Here is a 16,017-nt window from a genome sequence, read left to right as displayed (position 1 = left end):
CCGCGTTACTGCATCGGCACGCGGCCGGGTTCATGCGAGGTCGAAGCGGTCGAGGTTCATCACCTTGTTCCAGGCCGCCACGAAATCGCGCGCGAACTTCTCCTTCGCATCCGCGCTGCCGTACACCTCGGCCAGCGCACGCAATTGCGAGTGCGAACCGAAGATCAGGTCGACGCGCGTGCCCGTCCACTTGACGGCGCCCGTCGCGCGGTCGCGCCCTTCGAACACGTCGTTCGCGGCCGACACGGGCTTCCATTCGGTGCCCATGTCGAGCAGGTTCACGAAGAAGTCGTTCGTCAGCGTTTCCGGACGATCGGTGAACACACCATGCTTCGCATCGCCGACATTCGCACCGAGCACGCGCAGGCCGCCGACGAGCACCGTCATCTCCGGCGCGCTCAGCGTCAGCAGCTGCGCCTTGTCGACCAGCAGCGCCTCGGCCGGCGTCGTGTACGCGTGCTTCAGGTAGTTGCGGAACCCGTCCGCCACCGGCTCGAGCACGGCCATCGCGTCGACGTCGGTTTCTTCCTGCGACGCATCCGTGCGGCCCGGTGCGAACGGCACCGTGATCGCGATACCCGCGTGCTTCGCCGCCTGCTCGACGCCGGCCGCACCGGCCAGCACGATCAGGTCGGCCAGCGACACCTTCTTGCCGCCCGTCTGCGCATCGTTGAACGCCTTCCGCACGCCTTCGAGCGTTTCGAGCACCGCCGCGAGCGCCGCCGGCTGGTTCACTTCCCAGTCCTTCTGCGGCGCGAGGCGGATGCGCGCACCGTTCGCGCCGCCGCGCTTGTCCGAGCCGCGGAACGTCGCCGCCGACGCCCATGCGGTCGACACGAGCTGCGACACCGACAGGCCCGTGGCCAGCACCTTCGCCTTCAGCGCGGCAATGTCGGCGGCGTCGATCAGCGGGTGATCGACGGCCGGGACCGGGTCCTGCCACAGCAGGTGTTCCGCCGGCACTTCCGGGCCGAGATAGCGGGAACGCGGGCCCATGTCGCGGTGCGTGAGCTTGAACCACGCGCGAGCGAACGCGTCGGCGAATTCGGCCGGGTTCTCGTAGAAGCGGCGCGAGATCTTTTCGTAGGCCGGGTCGAAACGCAGCGACAGGTCGGTCGTCAGCATCGTCGGACGGTGCTTCTTCGACGCGTCGTACGCATCGGGAATCACTTCGCCGGCATCCTTCGCCACCCACTGGTGCGCGCCGGCCGGGCTCTTCGTGAGCTCCCACTCGTAGCTGAACAGGTGCTTGAAGAAGTCGTTGCTCCACTGCGTCGGCGTCGACGTCCACGTGACTTCGAGGCCGCTCGTGATCGTGTCCTTGCCCTTGCCCGTGCCGAACGTGCTCTTCCAGCCAAGGCCCTGCTGCTCGATGCCCGCGGCTTCCGGCTCGGGGCCGACGTTCGACGCCGGGCCGGCGCCGTGCGTCTTGCCGAACGTGTGGCCGCCCGCGATCAGCGCGACCGTTTCCTCGTCGTTCATCGCCATCCGCGCGAACGTCTCGCGGATGTCGTGCGCGGCGGCGACCGGGTCGGGATTGCCGTCCGGGCCTTCCGGGTTCACGTAGATCAGGCCCATCTGCACCGCGGCGAGCGGGTTTTCGAGCTCGCGCTTGCCCGTGTAGCGGCTGTTCGGGCCGCCGCTCAGTTCCAGCCAGATCTTTTCCGAGCCCCAGTAGACGTCGTCCGGTTCCCACGTGTCGGCGCGGCCGCCCGCATAGCCGAACGTCTTGAAGCCCATCGATTCGAGCGCGACGTTGCCGGTCAGGATCAGCAGGTCGGCCCACGAGATGTTGCGGCCGTACTTCTGCTTGATCGGCCACAGCAGGCGGCGCGCCTTGTCGAGGCTCACGTTGTCCGGCCAGCTGTTGAGCGGCGCGAAGCGCTGCTGCCCGCCGCCCGCGCCGCCGCGGCCGTCGGCCGTGCGGTACGTGCCGGCGCTATGCCATGCCATGCGCACGAACAGGCCGCCGTAGTGGCCGAAGTCGGCCGGCCACCAGTCCTGCGACGTCGTCATCAGCGCGTGCAGGTCCTGCTTCACCGCGGCGAGATCGAGCTTCTTGAATGCTTCCGCGTAGTCGAAATCCGGGTCCATCGGATCGGACAGCGCCGAATGCCGATGCAGGACGTTGAGGTTCAGCTGATTCGGCCACCAGTCCTTGTTCGTCGTGCCGCTGCCTGCGGTGTGGTTGAACGGGCACTTCGTTTCGTTCGACATGCTTTTTTCTCCTTGTCTTGCTCGTAGGCCCCCACGTGCCGGGCGCGGTTCGTGGAGCATTGCGGGGGATGAAACGGAACAGGCGGTTCCTCCTGTCGTACTACGGAATGTCGTGCGCGGCCTTCGGCACGCGCTTCCGTTGCCACGCGCCGCAGGCGAGGCGCTCAAGGACGCGGCCGGCTTGTCGGGTATCGGACATGCAATGGGCCCTCATCGCTCGACGGCGGGTGAATCGGGGGAACACAGGACCGGCGTGCGGCGACACTCATCCGCCATACACACGATCCGCCAGGTATGCGAACGCAATCGGACGCAGGCTACGAACCGCCGCCTTGGCGCGATGTACGACCGTGTCGCGCGACGGGGTGTTCCGCTGCGCGCGCTGCAATACCGACCGCATCATGACATCCTCCTTTGACGCCTGCATTCAACCTGCATCCCGCACCTCGGCATGCGACGCCGATCCATGTAGAGGATTCTATCTACCCCTATCGATTATTTGAATTTAATAAATTTCATCTATTCGATAGGGAAAAATAAACGGGGTCGTACGACCCCGTTCATCACGCTGCCACACACGCATGCGCGCCTGCGTCAGTTCATGGTCGCCGGCATGTCGAGCTTCGCGACACCCGGCAGCTGGCACGCGGCAATCGCGTCGCTGATCGCGTCGATCGCGGGCATCCGCGTGAAACTCTTGCGCCACACGAGCACCACGCGGCGGTCGGGCACCGGTTCGTGGAACGGCACGTACGACAAAAGCTCGGCATCGGGGCCGTTCGCGCGCGGGCCGATCTCGGCGACCGACATCCGCGGCAGCACGGTGATGCCGACGCCGCTCGCGACCATGTGGCGAATGGTTTCGAGCGACGAGCCCTCGAAGGTCTTCTGGATGCCGTCGGCCGTCTGCGAGAAGCGCATCAGTTCCGGACACACGCCGAGCACGTGATCGCGAAAGCAGTGGCCGTTGCCGAGCAGCAGCATGGTTTCCTGCTTCAGGTCCTCGGCGTCGATTTCGTCGCGCTTCTCCCACGGATGGCCGGCCGGCAGCGCGACGACGAACGGCTCGTCGTACAGCGGCCGCACCATCAGGCCGGTCTCGGGGAACGGCAGCGCCATGATCGCGGCGTCGATCTCGCCCTGCTTCAGCAGTTCGAGCAGCTTCAGCGTGTAGTTCTCCTGCAGCATCAGCGGCATCTGCGGGACACGCTGGATCATCTGCTTGACGAGGGTCGGCAGCAGGTACGGCCCGATCGTGTAGATCACGCCGAGGCGGAACGGGCCGACGAGCGGGTCCTTGCCCTGCTTCGCGATCTCCTTGATCGCGAAGGTCTGCTCCAGCACGCGCTGCGCCTGGGTGACGATCTGGTCGCCGATCGGCGTCACGCTCACTTCGCTCGCGCCGCGCTCGAAAATCTGCACGTTGAGCTCGTCTTCGAGCTTCTTGATCGCCACCGACAGCGTCGGCTGGCTCACGAAGCACGCTTCGGCCGCGCGGCCGAAATGCCGCTCGCGCGCGACCGCGACGATGTACTTCAATTCAGTCAGGGTCATTGTGGGTCAATCAGAGATATACAGGCGATAGGTTTAATTTATACACCTGTTGGCACCGGTTCGCCAAGTTTCTCTGCATCGCGATGCGTCGAGTGGCGGCTTTCGATCCGGCCCCAAGGCCGGTCGATCAGGCTTTCAGGTACTGCTCGCGCGCACCGAGCCAGCGCGCGAGATGCTGGGTGACGACCTCCGGATACGCGGCAATCAACCGCGCCGCCGCCTCGCGGGCCGGATCGATCAGCCAGCCGTCGGTCTCGAGGTTTGCGAAGCGCAGCATCGCCGCGCCCGACTGGCGCGCGCCGAGGAATTCGCCGGGGCCGCGGATTTCGAGGTCGCGCCGTGCGATCTCGAAGCCGTCGGTCGTCTCGCGCATCGTCTTCAGCCGCTCGCGGCCCGCGATCGACAGCGGCCCGGTGTACAGCAGCACGCACACCGACGCCGCGGTGCCGCGCCCGACGCGGCCGCGCAACTGGTGCAGCTGCGCCAGGCCGAAACGCTCCGCGTGCTCGATCACCATCAGCGATGCGTTCGGCACGTCGACGCCGACCTCGATCACGGTCGTCGCGACCAGCAGTTGCACGTCGTTGCGCGTGAACGCGTCCATCACGGCCGCCTTGTCGGCCGGCGACAGCCGGCCGTGCACGAGGCCGACCTTCAACTCGGGGAGCGCCGCGGCCAGCGTCTCGTAGGTTTCGACGGCCGTCTGCAGTTGCAGCGTCTCGCTTTCCTCGATCAGCGGGCACACCCAGTACACCTGCCGCCCGGTCAGCGCGGCCTCGCGCACACGGGCGATCACTTCTTCGCGCCGCGCGTCGCCCACCAGCCGCGTCAGCACCGGCGTGCGGCCGGGCGGCAGCTCGTCGATCGTCGACACCTCGAGGTCCGCGTAGTACGTCATCGCGAGCGTGCGCGGAATCGGCGTGGCCGACATCATCAGCTGGTGCGGCTGGAAGTCGCGTGCGCCGTTGGCCGCATTCGCGGCCTTCGCGCGCAGCGCGAGACGCTGCTCGACGCCGAAGCGGTGCTGCTCGTCGACGATCACGAGGCCGAGCCGCGCGAATTCGACCGTGTCCTGGATGATCGCGTGCGTGCCGATCACGAGTTGCGCGGTGCCGAGCGCGGCCGCCTCGATCGCCGCGCGCTTCTCCTTCGCCTTCAGGCTGCCCGCGAGCCACGCGACCGTGACGCCGAGCGGCTCGAGCCATGCGCGCAGCTTGCGCGCGTGCTGTTCGGCGAGGATTTCGGTCGGCGCCATCAGCGCGGCCTGGTAGCCGGCGTCGATCGCCTGCGTGGCGGCCAGCGCCGCGACGACCGTCTTGCCGCTGCCGACGTCGCCCTGCAGCAGCCGCTGCATCGGGTGCGCGAGCGTGAGGTCGTGCGCGATCTCGTCGACGACGCGCGCCTGCGCGCCCGTCAGCGTGAACGGCAGCGCCGCGTAAAAGCGCGTGGTCAGCGCGTCGGTATCGGTCGCGGTGCGGCGCGGCATCGCGGGCGCCGCGCGCGTGCGGCGCTCCTCGTGCGCACGCTTGAGCGACAGCTGCTGCGCGAGCAGCTCCTCGAACTTGATGCGCGTCCACGCCGGATGCGAGCCGTCCATCAGCGCGGCTTCGTCGGAATCGACGCGCGGATGGTGCAGGATGCGCACCGCCTGCTCGAGCGACGGCACGTCGAGCGGCTTCAGGTAATCGCGCTGAATCTCGGGCGGCAGCAGTTCGGGCAGCGGCGTGCGCTCGACCGCGTTCTCGATCGCCTTGCGCAGATACGCCTGCGACACGCCGGCCGTGCTCGGATAGACGGGCGTCAGCACCTGCGGCAGCGGCGCGTCGGCTTCGACGACACGCACGGCCGGATGCACCATCTCCATCCCGAAGAAGCCGCCGCGCACGTCGCCGCGCACGCGCAGCCGCTGGCCGACGGCCATCTGCTTGACCTGCGACCCGTAGAAATTCAGGAAGCGCAGCACGAGCTGCTCGCCGTCGTCGTCCTGGATCTTCACGACGAGCTGGCGACGTGGACGGAATGTGACCTCGTTGTCGAACACGACGCCTTCGGCCTGCGCGATGCCGCCCGGTAGCAACTCGCCGATCGGCGTCAGCGTGGTTTCGTCCTCGTAGCGCATCGGCAGATGCAGCACGAGATCGATCGAGCGCGTGAGGCCGAGTTTCGCGAGCTTGTCGGCGGTTTTCACCGGCTTGTCGGCCGCCGGCTTCTTCTTGCGCTTCGTGCCGGATGCGCCGGATGCGCCGGCTTCGTCGCCGCCCGCGCCCGGTTCGACGTCGGGCGCGGCGGCCGCGGGTTGCGCGAGCCGGCCGTCGGCGCCGCGCTTCGGGCCGGCGCGGCGGGCGCCAGCGGCCGACGCGGGCGGCGCGGGCGTGGCGGCATCGTCCGCGTCGAACGGATCGGCGGAATCGGCGACGGCAGCGGGGGAACGGCGTGGTGACACAGGCATCGGATCGTCTGGGTGCTTCGCAAGGCAAGTACAATAGCGGCTTTCACGTCGTCCGAACCAACGACGCCGGCCAGGCCGCGCATCCCGCCATCATAGCGGCTCGCGCGCCCCATTTACGCGTTTCCGCCCTGCCGGCGACGCCCGCCGGCCGCTTCGAACCAGCCCGCATGTTCACGCTTTCCGATTTCGATTTCAATCTGCCGCCCGAGCTGATTGCACAAACCGCGCTGCCCGATCGCACCGCGAGCCGCCTGCTCGAGGTGGATCGCAGCGTCGAGCCCGCACGCCTCGTCGACCGCCGTTTCGCCGAGCTGCCGTCGTGCATCGCGCCCGGCGACCTGCTCGTGTTCAACGATACCAAGGTGCTGAAGGCGCGTTTCTTCGGCCAGAAGGCCAGCGGCGGCAAGATCGAGGTGCTGATCGAGCGCGTGACCGGCACGCACACGGCGCTCGCGCAGATCCGCGCGAGCAAGTCTCCGGGCGCCGGCACGACGCTGCGTCTGGCCGACGCGTTCGACGTGACGGTCGGCGAGCGCGTCGAGCCGTTCTTCACGCTGCATTTCCCCGCGCCATGCCTGGACCTGATCGAGCAGTACGGCCGGCTGCCGCTGCCGCCGTATATCGAGCACGACGCCGACGCGACCGACGAAACGCGCTACCAGACCGTCTACGCGAGCAACCCGGGCGCGGTCGCCGCGCCGACGGCCGGCCTCCACTTCGACCAGCCGCTGCTGGAGAAGCTCGACGCGATGGGCGTCGAGCGCGCGACGCTCACGCTGCACGTCGGCGCCGGCACGTTCCAGCCGGTGCGCGTCGAGAACATCGCCGAGCACAAGATGCACAGCGAGTGGTACGACCTGCCGCAGTCGCTCGTCGACAGGATTGCCGCGACCCGCGCGCGAGGCGGCAACGTGATCGCGGTCGGCACGACGTCGATGCGCGCGCTCGAAGCCGCGGCGCGCGCGGCCGACGAAGCGGGCCGCCCGCTCGCGGCCACGCAGGCGGAAACCGACATCTTCATCACGCCCGGCTACCGTTTCCGCGTGGTCGACCGGCTCGTCACGAATTTCCACCTGCCGAAGTCGACGCTGCTGATGCTGGTGTCCGCGTTCGCGGGCGTCGAGACGATCCGCGCCGCATACCGGCACGCGATCGAAGAACGCTACCGGTTCTTCAGCTACGGCGACGCGATGCTGCTCACGCGGCGCGACACGCCGGAGGCGCCGGGCGCTTAAGCGCGGCGGGCGCGAACACGCACCGGCCTGCGATTGCCAGCAGCCGTTGCGCGCCGCGCGGTCGCGTCCAGCGCTGTTGCCCCCGTTTTCCCGCCGTACGCGCTACGATGCGCGCACCCGCTTTTCCCGCCGCCGGTTGCCCGGCGGCGTTTCCAACATGCGCCGAACTGTTCTTCGGTGGCAAGGAGAATGACGCGATGACCGAAGGTTCATCCCACGATACGCACGCTGATCCGAGCGCCCCCGTGCAGGACCGCCCCGCCAACGGGCTCGAATTCGAACTACTGACGACCGACGGCCACGCGCGCCGCGGCCGCGTGAAGCTCAATCACGGCACGGTCGAAACGCCGATCTTCATGCCGGTCGGCACGTACGGCACCGTGAAGGCGATCCAGCCGCGCGAGCTGCACGAGATCAAGGCCCAGATCATCCTCGGCAACACGTTCCACCTGTGGCTGCGCCCGGGCCTCGACACGATCGACGCGCACGGCGGCCTGCACGGCTTCATGGGCTGGAACAAGCCGATCCTGACCGATTCGGGCGGCTTCCAGGTGTTCTCGCTCGGCGATCTGCGCAAGATCACCGAGGACGGCGTCACGTTCGCGTCGCCGATCAACGGCGACAAGCTGTTCCTGTCGCCGGAAGTGTCGATGCAGATCCAGAAGGTGCTGAACTCGGACATCGTGATGCAGTTCGACGAGTGCACGCCGTATGCGACCAATGGCGTGCCGACCACGCACAAGGAAGCGGCCGACTCGATGCGCATGTCGCTGCGCTGGGCGAAGCGCTCGCTCGACGAGTTCGACCGGCTCGGCAACCCGAACGCGTTGTTCGGGATCGTCCAGGGCGGGATGTTCGAGGACCTGCGCGACGAATCGCTCGCGGGCCTCGCCGAACTCGGTTTCCACGGCCTCGCGATCGGCGGGCTGTCGGTCGGCGAGCCGAAGGAAGACATGATGCGCGTGCTGCGCCACGTCGGCCCGAAGCTGCCGGCCAACAAGCCGCACTACCTGATGGGCGTCGGCACGCCGGAGGATCTGGTCGAGGGCGTCGCGAACGGCATCGACATGTTCGACTGCGTGATGCCGACCCGCAACGCGCGCAACGGCTGGCTGTTCACGCGCTTCGGCGACGTGAAGATCCGCAACGCGACGCACAAGAACTCGCTGAAGCCGCTCGACGCGACCTGCTCGTGCTACACGTGCCAAAACTTCTCGCGCGGCTACCTGCATCACCTGCACCGGGTCGGCGAGATCCTCGGCGCGCAGCTGAACACGATCCACAACCTGCACTACTACCTGCAGCTGATGAACGAGATCCGCGACGCGATCGAAACGCATACGTTCGACGCGTTCCGGCAGCGCTTCGCGGAGGATCGGGCCAGAGGGGTCGACTGACGGGCCGGCGGCCCGCGCCGCGGCCCGCCGCATTGGACGAGTACTAAATTGAGCCGTCCCGATGCCGGTCGCGACCGCGAAACATTACAATTGCCTTTCCAAACAAGCCGCAACGGTATCGGTTCGTGCGTTAACAGCTTGATCCGAAAGCGCATTTGCCACGCCGTTTGCGCATGGGGCCGGTGGTAGAATAACCGGCTTATTTTTCGATCTTCCCCTACGGAGAGACCAACGTGCCGTTCATTTCCAATGCCTTCGCGCAAGGTGCCGGTGGCGCCGAATCGAGCCTGATGAGCTTCCTGCCGCTCATCCTGATGTTCGCGGTGCTGTACTTCATCATGATCCGTCCGCAGATGAAGCGCCAGAAGGAACACCGCAACATGCTCGCGGCCATGGCGAAGGGCGACGAAGTCGTCACGAGCGGCGGCCTCGTCGGCAAGGTGACGAAGGTCACCGAAGGCTACATCGGCGTCGAAATCGCCGAAGGCACCGAAATCACCGTGCAGAAGGCTGCCGTCACGACCATTCTGCCGAAGGGCACGATCAAGTCGCTGTAAGGCTTACACCGAGCGTCCGGCTCCCCGCGCCGTGCCCGCCTGAGAGAGCGGGACGCCGCGGCGCCGGACGCGACGCTTTCACGCCAACCACCCGTTCGGCCCCCTCATGAATCGTTACCCACTCTGGAAATATGTCGTGATGGTCGTGGCGCTCGCCATCGGCCTTCTGTACACATTGCCCAACTTCTTCGGCGAAGCGCCGGCGGTGCAGGTGTCGAGCGGCAAGGCCACGGTCAAGCTCGACTCGACCACGCTGACCCAGGTCGAATCGGCGCTCGCATCCGCGCAGATCAAGCCGGACGACATCACCTTCGAGAACACGGCGACCAACGCGAACATCCGCGTGCGCCTGAAGGACACCGATACGCAGCTGCGCGTCAAGGACCTGCTGCAGAAATCGCTGAACACCGATCCGAACGATCCGCAGTACGTCGTCGCACTGAACCTGCAGAGCGCGTCGCCGCGCTGGCTGACCGCGCTGCACGCGCTGCCGATGTATCTCGGCCTCGACCTGCGCGGCGGTGTGCACTTCCTGCTCCAGGTCGACATGACGGGCGCGCTCACGAAGAAGCTCGACTCGGACGCGTCCGACGCGCGCTCGCTGCTGCGCGACAAGAACATCCGCGACGGCGGCGTGAGCCGCGTCGATCAGTCCGTGGTCGTCAACTTCAGCGACGCGCAAACCGCCGAAGACGCCCGCAAGGTGCTCGCCGCGTCGATCACCGAGCTGCAATGGGCGACCCAGCCCGGCGGCGGCGGCACGCAGGTGGTCGGCACCTTCACGCCGGCCGTGCAGAAGTCGGTCGAGGACGCCGCGCTCAAGCAGAACCTGACGACGCTCCACAACCGCGTGAACGAGCTCGGCGTGTCCGAGCCGATCCTCCAGCAGCAAGGCAGCGACCGCATCGTCGTCGAACTGCCGGGCGTGCAGGACACCGCGAAGGCGAAGGACATCATCGGCCGCACCGCGACGCTCGAGGCGCGCCTCGCCGATCCGATCAACACGCACCCGAACCCGAACGACCCCGTGCCGCCGGGCGAGGAGCTGTTCACGCAGGGCAACCAGGTGCCCGTGCTGCTGAAGAAGGACGTGATCTTCACCGGCGACCGCATCATCGATGCGTCGGCCGGTTTCGACGAACATCAGCGTCCGTCGGTCAACATCCGCCTCGATTCGGCGGGCGGCCGCGCGGTGCGCACGGTGTCGCGCGACAACATCGGCAAGCCGATGGCGATGGTGCTGTTCGAGAAGGGCAAGGGCGAAGTGCTGACGGTCGCGACGATCCAGTCCGAACTCGGCGACCGCTTCCAGATCACGGGCCAGCCGACGCCGCAGGCGGCGGCCGACCTCGCGCTGCTGCTGCGCGCCGGTTCGCTCGCGGCGCCGATGGAGATCATCGAGGAACGCACGATCGGCCCGAGCCTCGGCGCCGACAACATCAGGATGGGCGTGCACTCGGTGATCTGGGGCTTCTGCGCGATCGCCGTGTTCATGATCGCGTACTACATGCTGTTCGGCGTGGTGTCGGTGATCGGCCTGTCGGTGAACCTGCTGCTGCTCGTCGCGGTGCTGTCGCTGATGCAGGCGACGCTGACGCTGCCCGGTATCGCGGCCATCGCGCTCGCGCTCGGTATGGCGATCGACTCGAACGTGCTGATCAACGAGCGCGTGCGTGAAGAACTGCGCGCCGGCCAGCCGCCGCAGCTCGCGATCCAGTCCGGCTACGCGCATGCGTGGGCGACGATTCTCGACTCGAACGTCACGACGCTGATCGCCGGCCTCGCGCTGCTCGCGTTCGGCTCGGGCCCGGTTCGCGCGTTCGCGATCGTGCACTGTCTCGGCATCCTGACGTCGATGTTCTCCGCGGTGTTCTTCTCGCGCGGGATCGTCAACCTCTGGTACGGCGGCCGCAAGAAGCTGAAGTCGCTCGCGATCGGCCAAGTGTGGAAGCCGGAAGGCGCCGCCGCCGCGTCGTTCACCGACGCGGACGAATCGACCGACACCGCGCGCGCCGCGAAGCTCGCTGCCCCGGCGAAGGGCAACGCGCCGCGCGCCGGCAAGCCGCAGCTGCGCAACCGCGCGCAGCAAGGCGTGTCGCCGAAGAAACCGGGCTCGACCCAATAAGGCCCCGGAGACGAAGCCATGGAATTTTTCCGCATCCGTAAAGACATTCCGTTCATGCGGCACGCGCTGGTGTTCAACGTGATCTCGCTGGTCACGTTCCTCGCCGCCGTGTTCTTCCTGTTCCACCGCGGGCTGCACCTGTCGGTCGAATTCACCGGCGGGACGGTGATCGAGGTGCAGTATCAGCAGGCCGCGGAGCTCGAACCCGTGCGCGCGACGCTCGGCAAGCTCGGCTATGCCGACGCGCAAGTGCAGAACTTCGGCACGTCGCGCAACGTGCTGATCCGCTTGCAACTGAAGGAAGGCCTCACGTCCGCGCAGCAGAGCGACCAGGTGATGGGCGCGCTGAAGGCGCAGAGCCCGGACGTCACGCTGCAGCGCGTCGAGTTCGTCGGCCCGCAGGTCGGCCGCGAGCTCGCGACCGACGGGCTGCTCGCACTCGCGTGCGTCGTGATCGGCATCGTGATCTACCTGTCGTTCCGCTTCGAATGGAAGTACGCGGTGGCAGGCATCATCGCCAACCTGCACGACGTCGTGATCATTCTCGGCTTCTTCGCGTTCTTCCAGTGGGAGTTCTCGCTGGCGGTGCTCGCGGCGATCCTCGCGGTGCTCGGCTACTCGGTCAACGAGTCGGTCGTCATCTTCGACCGGATCCGCGAGACGTTCCGCCGCGAACGCAAGATGAGCGTGCAGGAAGTGATCAACCACGCGATCACGACCACGATGTCGCGCACGATCATCACGCACACGTCGACGGAAATGATGGTGCTGTCGATGTTCTTCTTCGGCGGCCCGACGCTGCACTACTTCGCGCTCGCGCTGACGGTCGGCATCATGTTCGGCATCTACTCGTCGGTGTTCGTCGCGGGCTCGCTCGCGATGTGGCTCGGCATCAAGCGCGAAGACCTGATCAAGGAAAAGAAGACCGCGCACGATCCGGACGATCCGAACGCGGGCGCGCAGGTTTAAGCGCCACGCCGTTTCGGCATCGAAGCAAGGCCGGCCCGTTTGGGCCGGTTTTTTTATGGGCGGACCGGCTGGCGCCCGACCCGTTCGCGCAACCGATGCCGGCGCAGCCGGCGTGCGAGCGCGTCGACGACTGACGCGCCGCCCGCCCGTTTCAGCGAAACCCGAACCGCCGCCGCAGCACGACCAGCGCCGCGAGGCTCAGCACGGCCGCGAACATCAGGTAGAAACTCGGCGCCGTCTTCATCCCCGTCTCGCGGATCAGCCACGCGATGATGAACGGCCCGAAGCCGCCGAAGATCGTCACCGCGACGTTATACGCGAGCGACATCCCGGTCGTGCGCGTCTGCACCGGGAACACCTCCGACAACAGCCCCGGCAGGGCCGCGAAGTAGCCGGTCATCAGGAACGCGAGCAGCACCTGCAGCGCGATCAGCGTGCCGAAGCCCGGATGCGCGACGAGATACGCGAACGCCGGATAGATCAGCACGAGGATGCCGACGGCCGGCGCGATCATCACGCGCACGCGGCCGTAACGATCCGACCAGTGGCCGACCAGCGGCGCGAACGCCATCTGGATCACGCCGACGACGAGAATCGCGGCAAACGCGGCCGACGGCGCGAGGCCGAGCTGCTTCACGCCGTAGGTCGGCATGAACAGCACGAGATAGGTCGCGACGGTGCCGAGCACGACCACGCCCATCGCGGCCACGAGACGCGCCTTGTGCGACGCGAACGTATCGCGCAGCGGGTTCGCGGTGCCTTCGGCCGCGAGGAATTCCGGCGTCTCGTCGACCTTGGCGCGGATGTAGTACGCGACGGGCCCGAGCAGCAACCCGAAGAAGAACGGCACGCGCCAGCCCCACGACGCCATCTGCGCGGCCGTGAGCTGCGCGTTCAGCACGGTGCCGAAGCCCGCGGCGAGCAGCGTCGTGAGCCCTTGGCTCGCGACCTGCCAGCTCGCGAAGAAGCCGCGCCGGCCCGGCACGTGCTCGGCGAGGAACGCGGTCGCGCTGCCGAATTCGCCGCCGGCCGAGAAGCCCTGCATCAGCCGCGCGGCGACGAGGATCACCGGCGCGGCGACGCCGATCGTCCCGTAGGTCGGCAGCACCGCGATGATCAGCGTGCCGGCCATCATCAGCAGGATCGACAGCGTGAGCGCGGCCTTGCGGCCCGCGCGGTCGGCATACGCGCCGAGCACGATCGCGCCGAGCGGGCGCATGAAGAACGACACGCCGAACGTGCCGAGCGTGAGCAGCAGCGACACGGTGTCGTTGCCGACCGGGAAAAACAGCTTGGCGATCGTCACCGCGAAAAAGCCGTAGACGACGAGATCGAACCACTCGAGCGCGTTGCCGATCGACGCGGCGACCACCGCGCGCCACACGCGCGGCGACGAGGCAATGGAGCTGGACTGCGTGACGGCATGCATCGGCGATCTCCTTGTCGTTGTACGTTCTGTTCGGGACGGCCGCCGTCGCGCCGTCGGCCTGCCCGGCGCCGCACGGTCGCATACGGCGCTCGGGCAATTATAGGCGCGCAAAAAAAACCGCCGCGCCCCCGGTCATGGGAGCGCGGCGGTTTGCCCGCGGCGGCCGGCGCGACGCGCCGGCCTCGCTGGGAGCCTTACTGCTGCTTGACCGCTTCGGCCGTGATCAGCAGCTTCGTCTTCATCTTGAAGCCGTACTGCTTGCCGTAGTCGAGGCCGAAATCGTCGCGGCTGAATTCGCCGATCGCGTCGACGCCGCACACTTCACGCTTGAGCATCGGGTGCGGCATGCACTTGAACGAATCGATCTTCAGCGTCAGCGGCTTCGTGACGCCATGCAGCGTCAGGTTGCCGACCACCGACACCGGCTTGTCGCCGTCGAACTTGATCGTGCCCTTGTAGTTCGCCTGCGGGAACTTCGCTACATCGAAGAAGTCGGCCGTCTGCAGGTGCTCGTCGAGCTTCGCGCTGCCCGTGTGGATCGACGCGATGTCGGTCGTCACGTCGACCGTGCCGGTCTTCGCCGCGCGATCGAGCGTCACGGTGCCGCTCGACTTGTCGAACTTGCCGCGCCAGACCGACAGGCCGCCGAAGTGGTCGGCTTCGAAGCTCGGGTACGTGTGGCTCGGGTCGAACTGGTAGGTCGCGCTTTCGGCGAAGGCCGAGAACGACAGCGAAGCGGCCAGCGCGCCTGCGGCGATGATCAGATGCTTTTTCAAATTTTTTCTCCTGGAAACGTCGCCGCGCCCTCGCGCGGCATTCAGTTGACGCGGCAACCCGCCGCTTACTTCGTGGTGACGAGATGGAACTTGATCTGCACTTCGTCCGCGACGACCGACGTGTCCTTCCATTCGCCGGTGCCGACGTTGAAGGTCGAACGCTTGATCGGCAGCACGCCGTCGAACGTTTGCGTCGCGCCGTTCTGCGCGACCGTGACGGGCACCGTGACGGTCTCGGCCTTGCCCTTGATCGTCAGCTTGCCGGTCACGTTGTACTTGTTGCCGCCGGCCGGCGCGATCGCCGACGACACGAAGGTCGCCTGCGGATAGGTCTTCGCGTCGAACCAGTCCTTGCCGGCGACCTGGTCGTTGTACATCTTGTCGCCGAGGTCGAAGCTCGCGACGTCGATCGTCATCTGCGCGCTGCCCTGCGCGGCTTTCGCCGGGTCGAACTTCACCTGCGCGGAAAACTTCTTGAACGCGCCTTCGGTCGGCACGTTCATCTGCTTCGACACGGCGGACACCTTGCTCTTCGCGAGATCGACGTCGGCATGCGCCGCGCCCGACGCGACAAGCGCCGCCGCGGCGAACGCGGTCAGCATGGAGCGGGAGAAAGACACTTTCATGGGATCCTTCATTTGGCAAAGGGAAGCATGCGCGACAACAGGCCGTCGCGGTCCAACAACTGGTGCTTGAGCGCCGCGAGCACGTGCATCGCGACGAGCGCAAGCAGAATGTAATTCAAGGAGACGTGCAGCGTCTTGAAGGTTTCCTTCAGCACCGGATCGGGGTCGATCAGGCGCGGCAGCGGCACGATGCCGAGATAGACGACCGGGATGTTCGACGCCGAGCTGTACAGGTAGCCCGTGACCGGGATCACGATCATCAGCACGTACAGCAGCATGTGCACGCCGTGCGACGCCGCGCGCTGCCACGCCGGCGTATCGCCCGGCAGCGGCGGCGGCACGTGGGTCGCACGCCACAGCACGCGCACGACGGCCAGCGCGAACACCGTCACGCCGATCCACTTGTGCCACGAGAAGTACTTCAGCTTGGTCGGCGTGAAGCCGGGGATGTCCGTCATCACCCAGCCGAGCGCGAAGCCGCAGACGATCAGCAGCGCGATCAGCCAGTGCAGTGCGATCGCGGTATGCGCGTAGCGTGCCGGCACGGCCGGCGGCGGGTTCGATGCCATCTTCGGTTCCTCAGTTCAGCGAACGGCTACGCCGGTAAATTCGTCCGACGCACGTCAAGGGCGCCATGCTACCGCAACCTTTTGACGCGCGCGGACTCTGAGGACAGGCACGCC

12 protein-coding genes are annotated in these 16,017 nt (G+C 67.0%); 5 read left to right on the top strand and 7 right to left on the bottom strand.

The window, feature by feature from the left end; translation table 11 throughout:
- Window positions 1–30: 30 nt before the first annotated feature.
- The 3 genes from katG to recG all read right to left on the bottom strand — a co-directional run bounded on the left by katG (window position 31) and on the right by recG (window position 6,220).
- A complete protein-coding gene (gene katG / locus CFB89_RS03235) occupies window positions 31–2,217 on the bottom strand; it encodes a catalase/peroxidase HPI (RefSeq protein ID WP_089466715.1) in 2,187 nt (728 codons plus the stop codon).
- A gap of 594 nt (window positions 2,218–2,811) precedes the next feature.
- Window positions 2,812–3,771: a LysR substrate-binding domain-containing protein gene (locus CFB89_RS03230; protein WP_089466714.1), complete on the bottom strand. Its 960-nt coding sequence runs from the start codon at window positions 3,769–3,771 to the stop codon at window positions 2,812–2,814.
- A gap of 127 nt (window positions 3,772–3,898) precedes the next feature.
- Window positions 3,899–6,220 carry an ATP-dependent DNA helicase RecG gene (gene recG, locus CFB89_RS03225; RefSeq protein WP_089466713.1) on the bottom strand — a complete coding sequence of 774 codons (2,322 nt, stop codon included), beginning with the start codon at window positions 6,218–6,220 and terminating at the stop codon, window positions 3,899–3,901.
- Between the two features lie 167 nt (window positions 6,221–6,387).
- Here recG and queA point away from each other — a divergent pair, with 167 nt between their 5' ends.
- The 5 genes from queA to secF all read left to right on the top strand — a co-directional run bounded on the left by queA (window position 6,388) and on the right by secF (window position 12,503).
- Window positions 6,388–7,455: a tRNA preQ1(34) S-adenosylmethionine ribosyltransferase-isomerase QueA gene (gene queA, locus CFB89_RS03220; RefSeq protein WP_089466712.1), complete on the top strand. Its 1,068-nt coding sequence runs from the start codon at window positions 6,388–6,390 to the stop codon at window positions 7,453–7,455.
- A 197-nt stretch (window positions 7,456–7,652) separates the two neighbouring features.
- Complete coding sequence (gene tgt / locus CFB89_RS03215; protein ID WP_089467891.1) at window positions 7,653–8,852, top strand: tRNA guanosine(34) transglycosylase Tgt; 1,200 nt, start codon at window positions 7,653–7,655, stop codon at window positions 8,850–8,852.
- Between the two features lie 233 nt (window positions 8,853–9,085).
- Window positions 9,086–9,409: a preprotein translocase subunit YajC gene (yajC, locus tag CFB89_RS03210; protein ID WP_006476868.1), complete on the top strand. Its 324-nt coding sequence runs from the start codon at window positions 9,086–9,088 to the stop codon at window positions 9,407–9,409.
- Window positions 9,410–9,515: 106 nt separating this feature from the next.
- Window positions 9,516–11,534 (top strand): protein translocase subunit SecD, encoded by a 2,019-nt coding sequence (secD, locus tag CFB89_RS03205; RefSeq protein WP_089466711.1) that lies wholly within the window; start codon window positions 9,516–9,518, stop codon window positions 11,532–11,534.
- Between the two features lie 18 nt (window positions 11,535–11,552).
- A complete protein-coding gene (gene secF / locus CFB89_RS03200) occupies window positions 11,553–12,503 on the top strand; it encodes a protein translocase subunit SecF (RefSeq protein ID WP_006482457.1) in 951 nt (316 codons plus the stop codon).
- 151 nt (window positions 12,504–12,654) lie between these two features.
- Here secF and CFB89_RS03195 read toward each other — a convergent pair whose 3' ends face one another.
- The 4 genes from CFB89_RS03195 to CFB89_RS03180 all read right to left on the bottom strand — a co-directional run bounded on the left by CFB89_RS03195 (window position 12,655) and on the right by CFB89_RS03180 (window position 15,903).
- The gene (locus CFB89_RS03195) at window positions 12,655–13,932 is read right to left on the bottom strand and encodes an MFS transporter (RefSeq protein ID WP_089466710.1); all 1,278 of its coding nucleotides are present in this window, start codon (window positions 13,930–13,932) and stop codon (window positions 12,655–12,657) included.
- Window positions 13,933–14,126: 194 nt separating this feature from the next.
- A complete protein-coding gene (locus tag CFB89_RS03190; RefSeq protein ID WP_089466709.1) occupies window positions 14,127–14,708 on the bottom strand; it encodes a YceI family protein in 582 nt (193 codons plus the stop codon).
- A gap of 65 nt (window positions 14,709–14,773) precedes the next feature.
- Entirely contained in the window at window positions 14,774–15,334 is a 561-nt protein-coding gene (locus CFB89_RS03185) for a YceI family protein (RefSeq protein ID WP_089467890.1), read from the bottom strand.
- A gap of 8 nt (window positions 15,335–15,342) precedes the next feature.
- Window positions 15,343–15,903: a cytochrome b gene (locus CFB89_RS03180; protein WP_089466708.1), complete on the bottom strand. Its 561-nt coding sequence runs from the start codon at window positions 15,901–15,903 to the stop codon at window positions 15,343–15,345.
- Between the last annotated feature and the right edge of the window lie 114 nt (window positions 15,904–16,017).

The organism is Burkholderia sp. AU16741, from assembly GCF_002223345.1.
Lineage (GTDB): Bacteria > Pseudomonadota > Gammaproteobacteria > Burkholderiales > Burkholderiaceae > Burkholderia > Burkholderia sola.
Note: the sequence above shows the minus strand (reverse complement) of the source record. Positions and strands in the feature narration are given on the sequence as shown.

Coding starts and splice junctions, on each gene's coding strand:
- CFB89_RS03180 (WP_089466708.1), bottom strand. CDS start 15,903: ATGGCATCGAACCCGCCGCCGGCCGTGCCGGCACGCTACGCGCATACC.
- queA (WP_089466712.1), top strand. CDS start 6,388: ATGTTCACGCTTTCCGATTTCGATTTCAATCTGCCGCCCGAGCTGATT.
- secD (WP_089466711.1), top strand. CDS start 9,516: ATGAATCGTTACCCACTCTGGAAATATGTCGTGATGGTCGTGGCGCTC.
- katG (WP_089466715.1), bottom strand. CDS start 2,217: ATGTCGAACGAAACGAAGTGCCCGTTCAACCACACCGCAGGCAGCGGC.
- secF (WP_006482457.1), top strand. CDS start 11,553: ATGGAATTTTTCCGCATCCGTAAAGACATTCCGTTCATGCGGCACGCG.
- tgt (WP_089467891.1), top strand. CDS start 7,653: ATGACCGAAGGTTCATCCCACGATACGCACGCTGATCCGAGCGCCCCC.
- CFB89_RS03230 (WP_089466714.1), bottom strand. CDS start 3,771: ATGACCCTGACTGAATTGAAGTACATCGTCGCGGTCGCGCGCGAGCGG.
- CFB89_RS03195 (WP_089466710.1), bottom strand. CDS start 13,932: ATGCATGCCGTCACGCAGTCCAGCTCCATTGCCTCGTCGCCGCGCGTG.
- recG (WP_089466713.1), bottom strand. CDS start 6,220: ATGCCTGTGTCACCACGCCGTTCCCCCGCTGCCGTCGCCGATTCCGCC.
- CFB89_RS03185 (WP_089467890.1), bottom strand. CDS start 15,334: ATGAAAGTGTCTTTCTCCCGCTCCATGCTGACCGCGTTCGCCGCGGCG.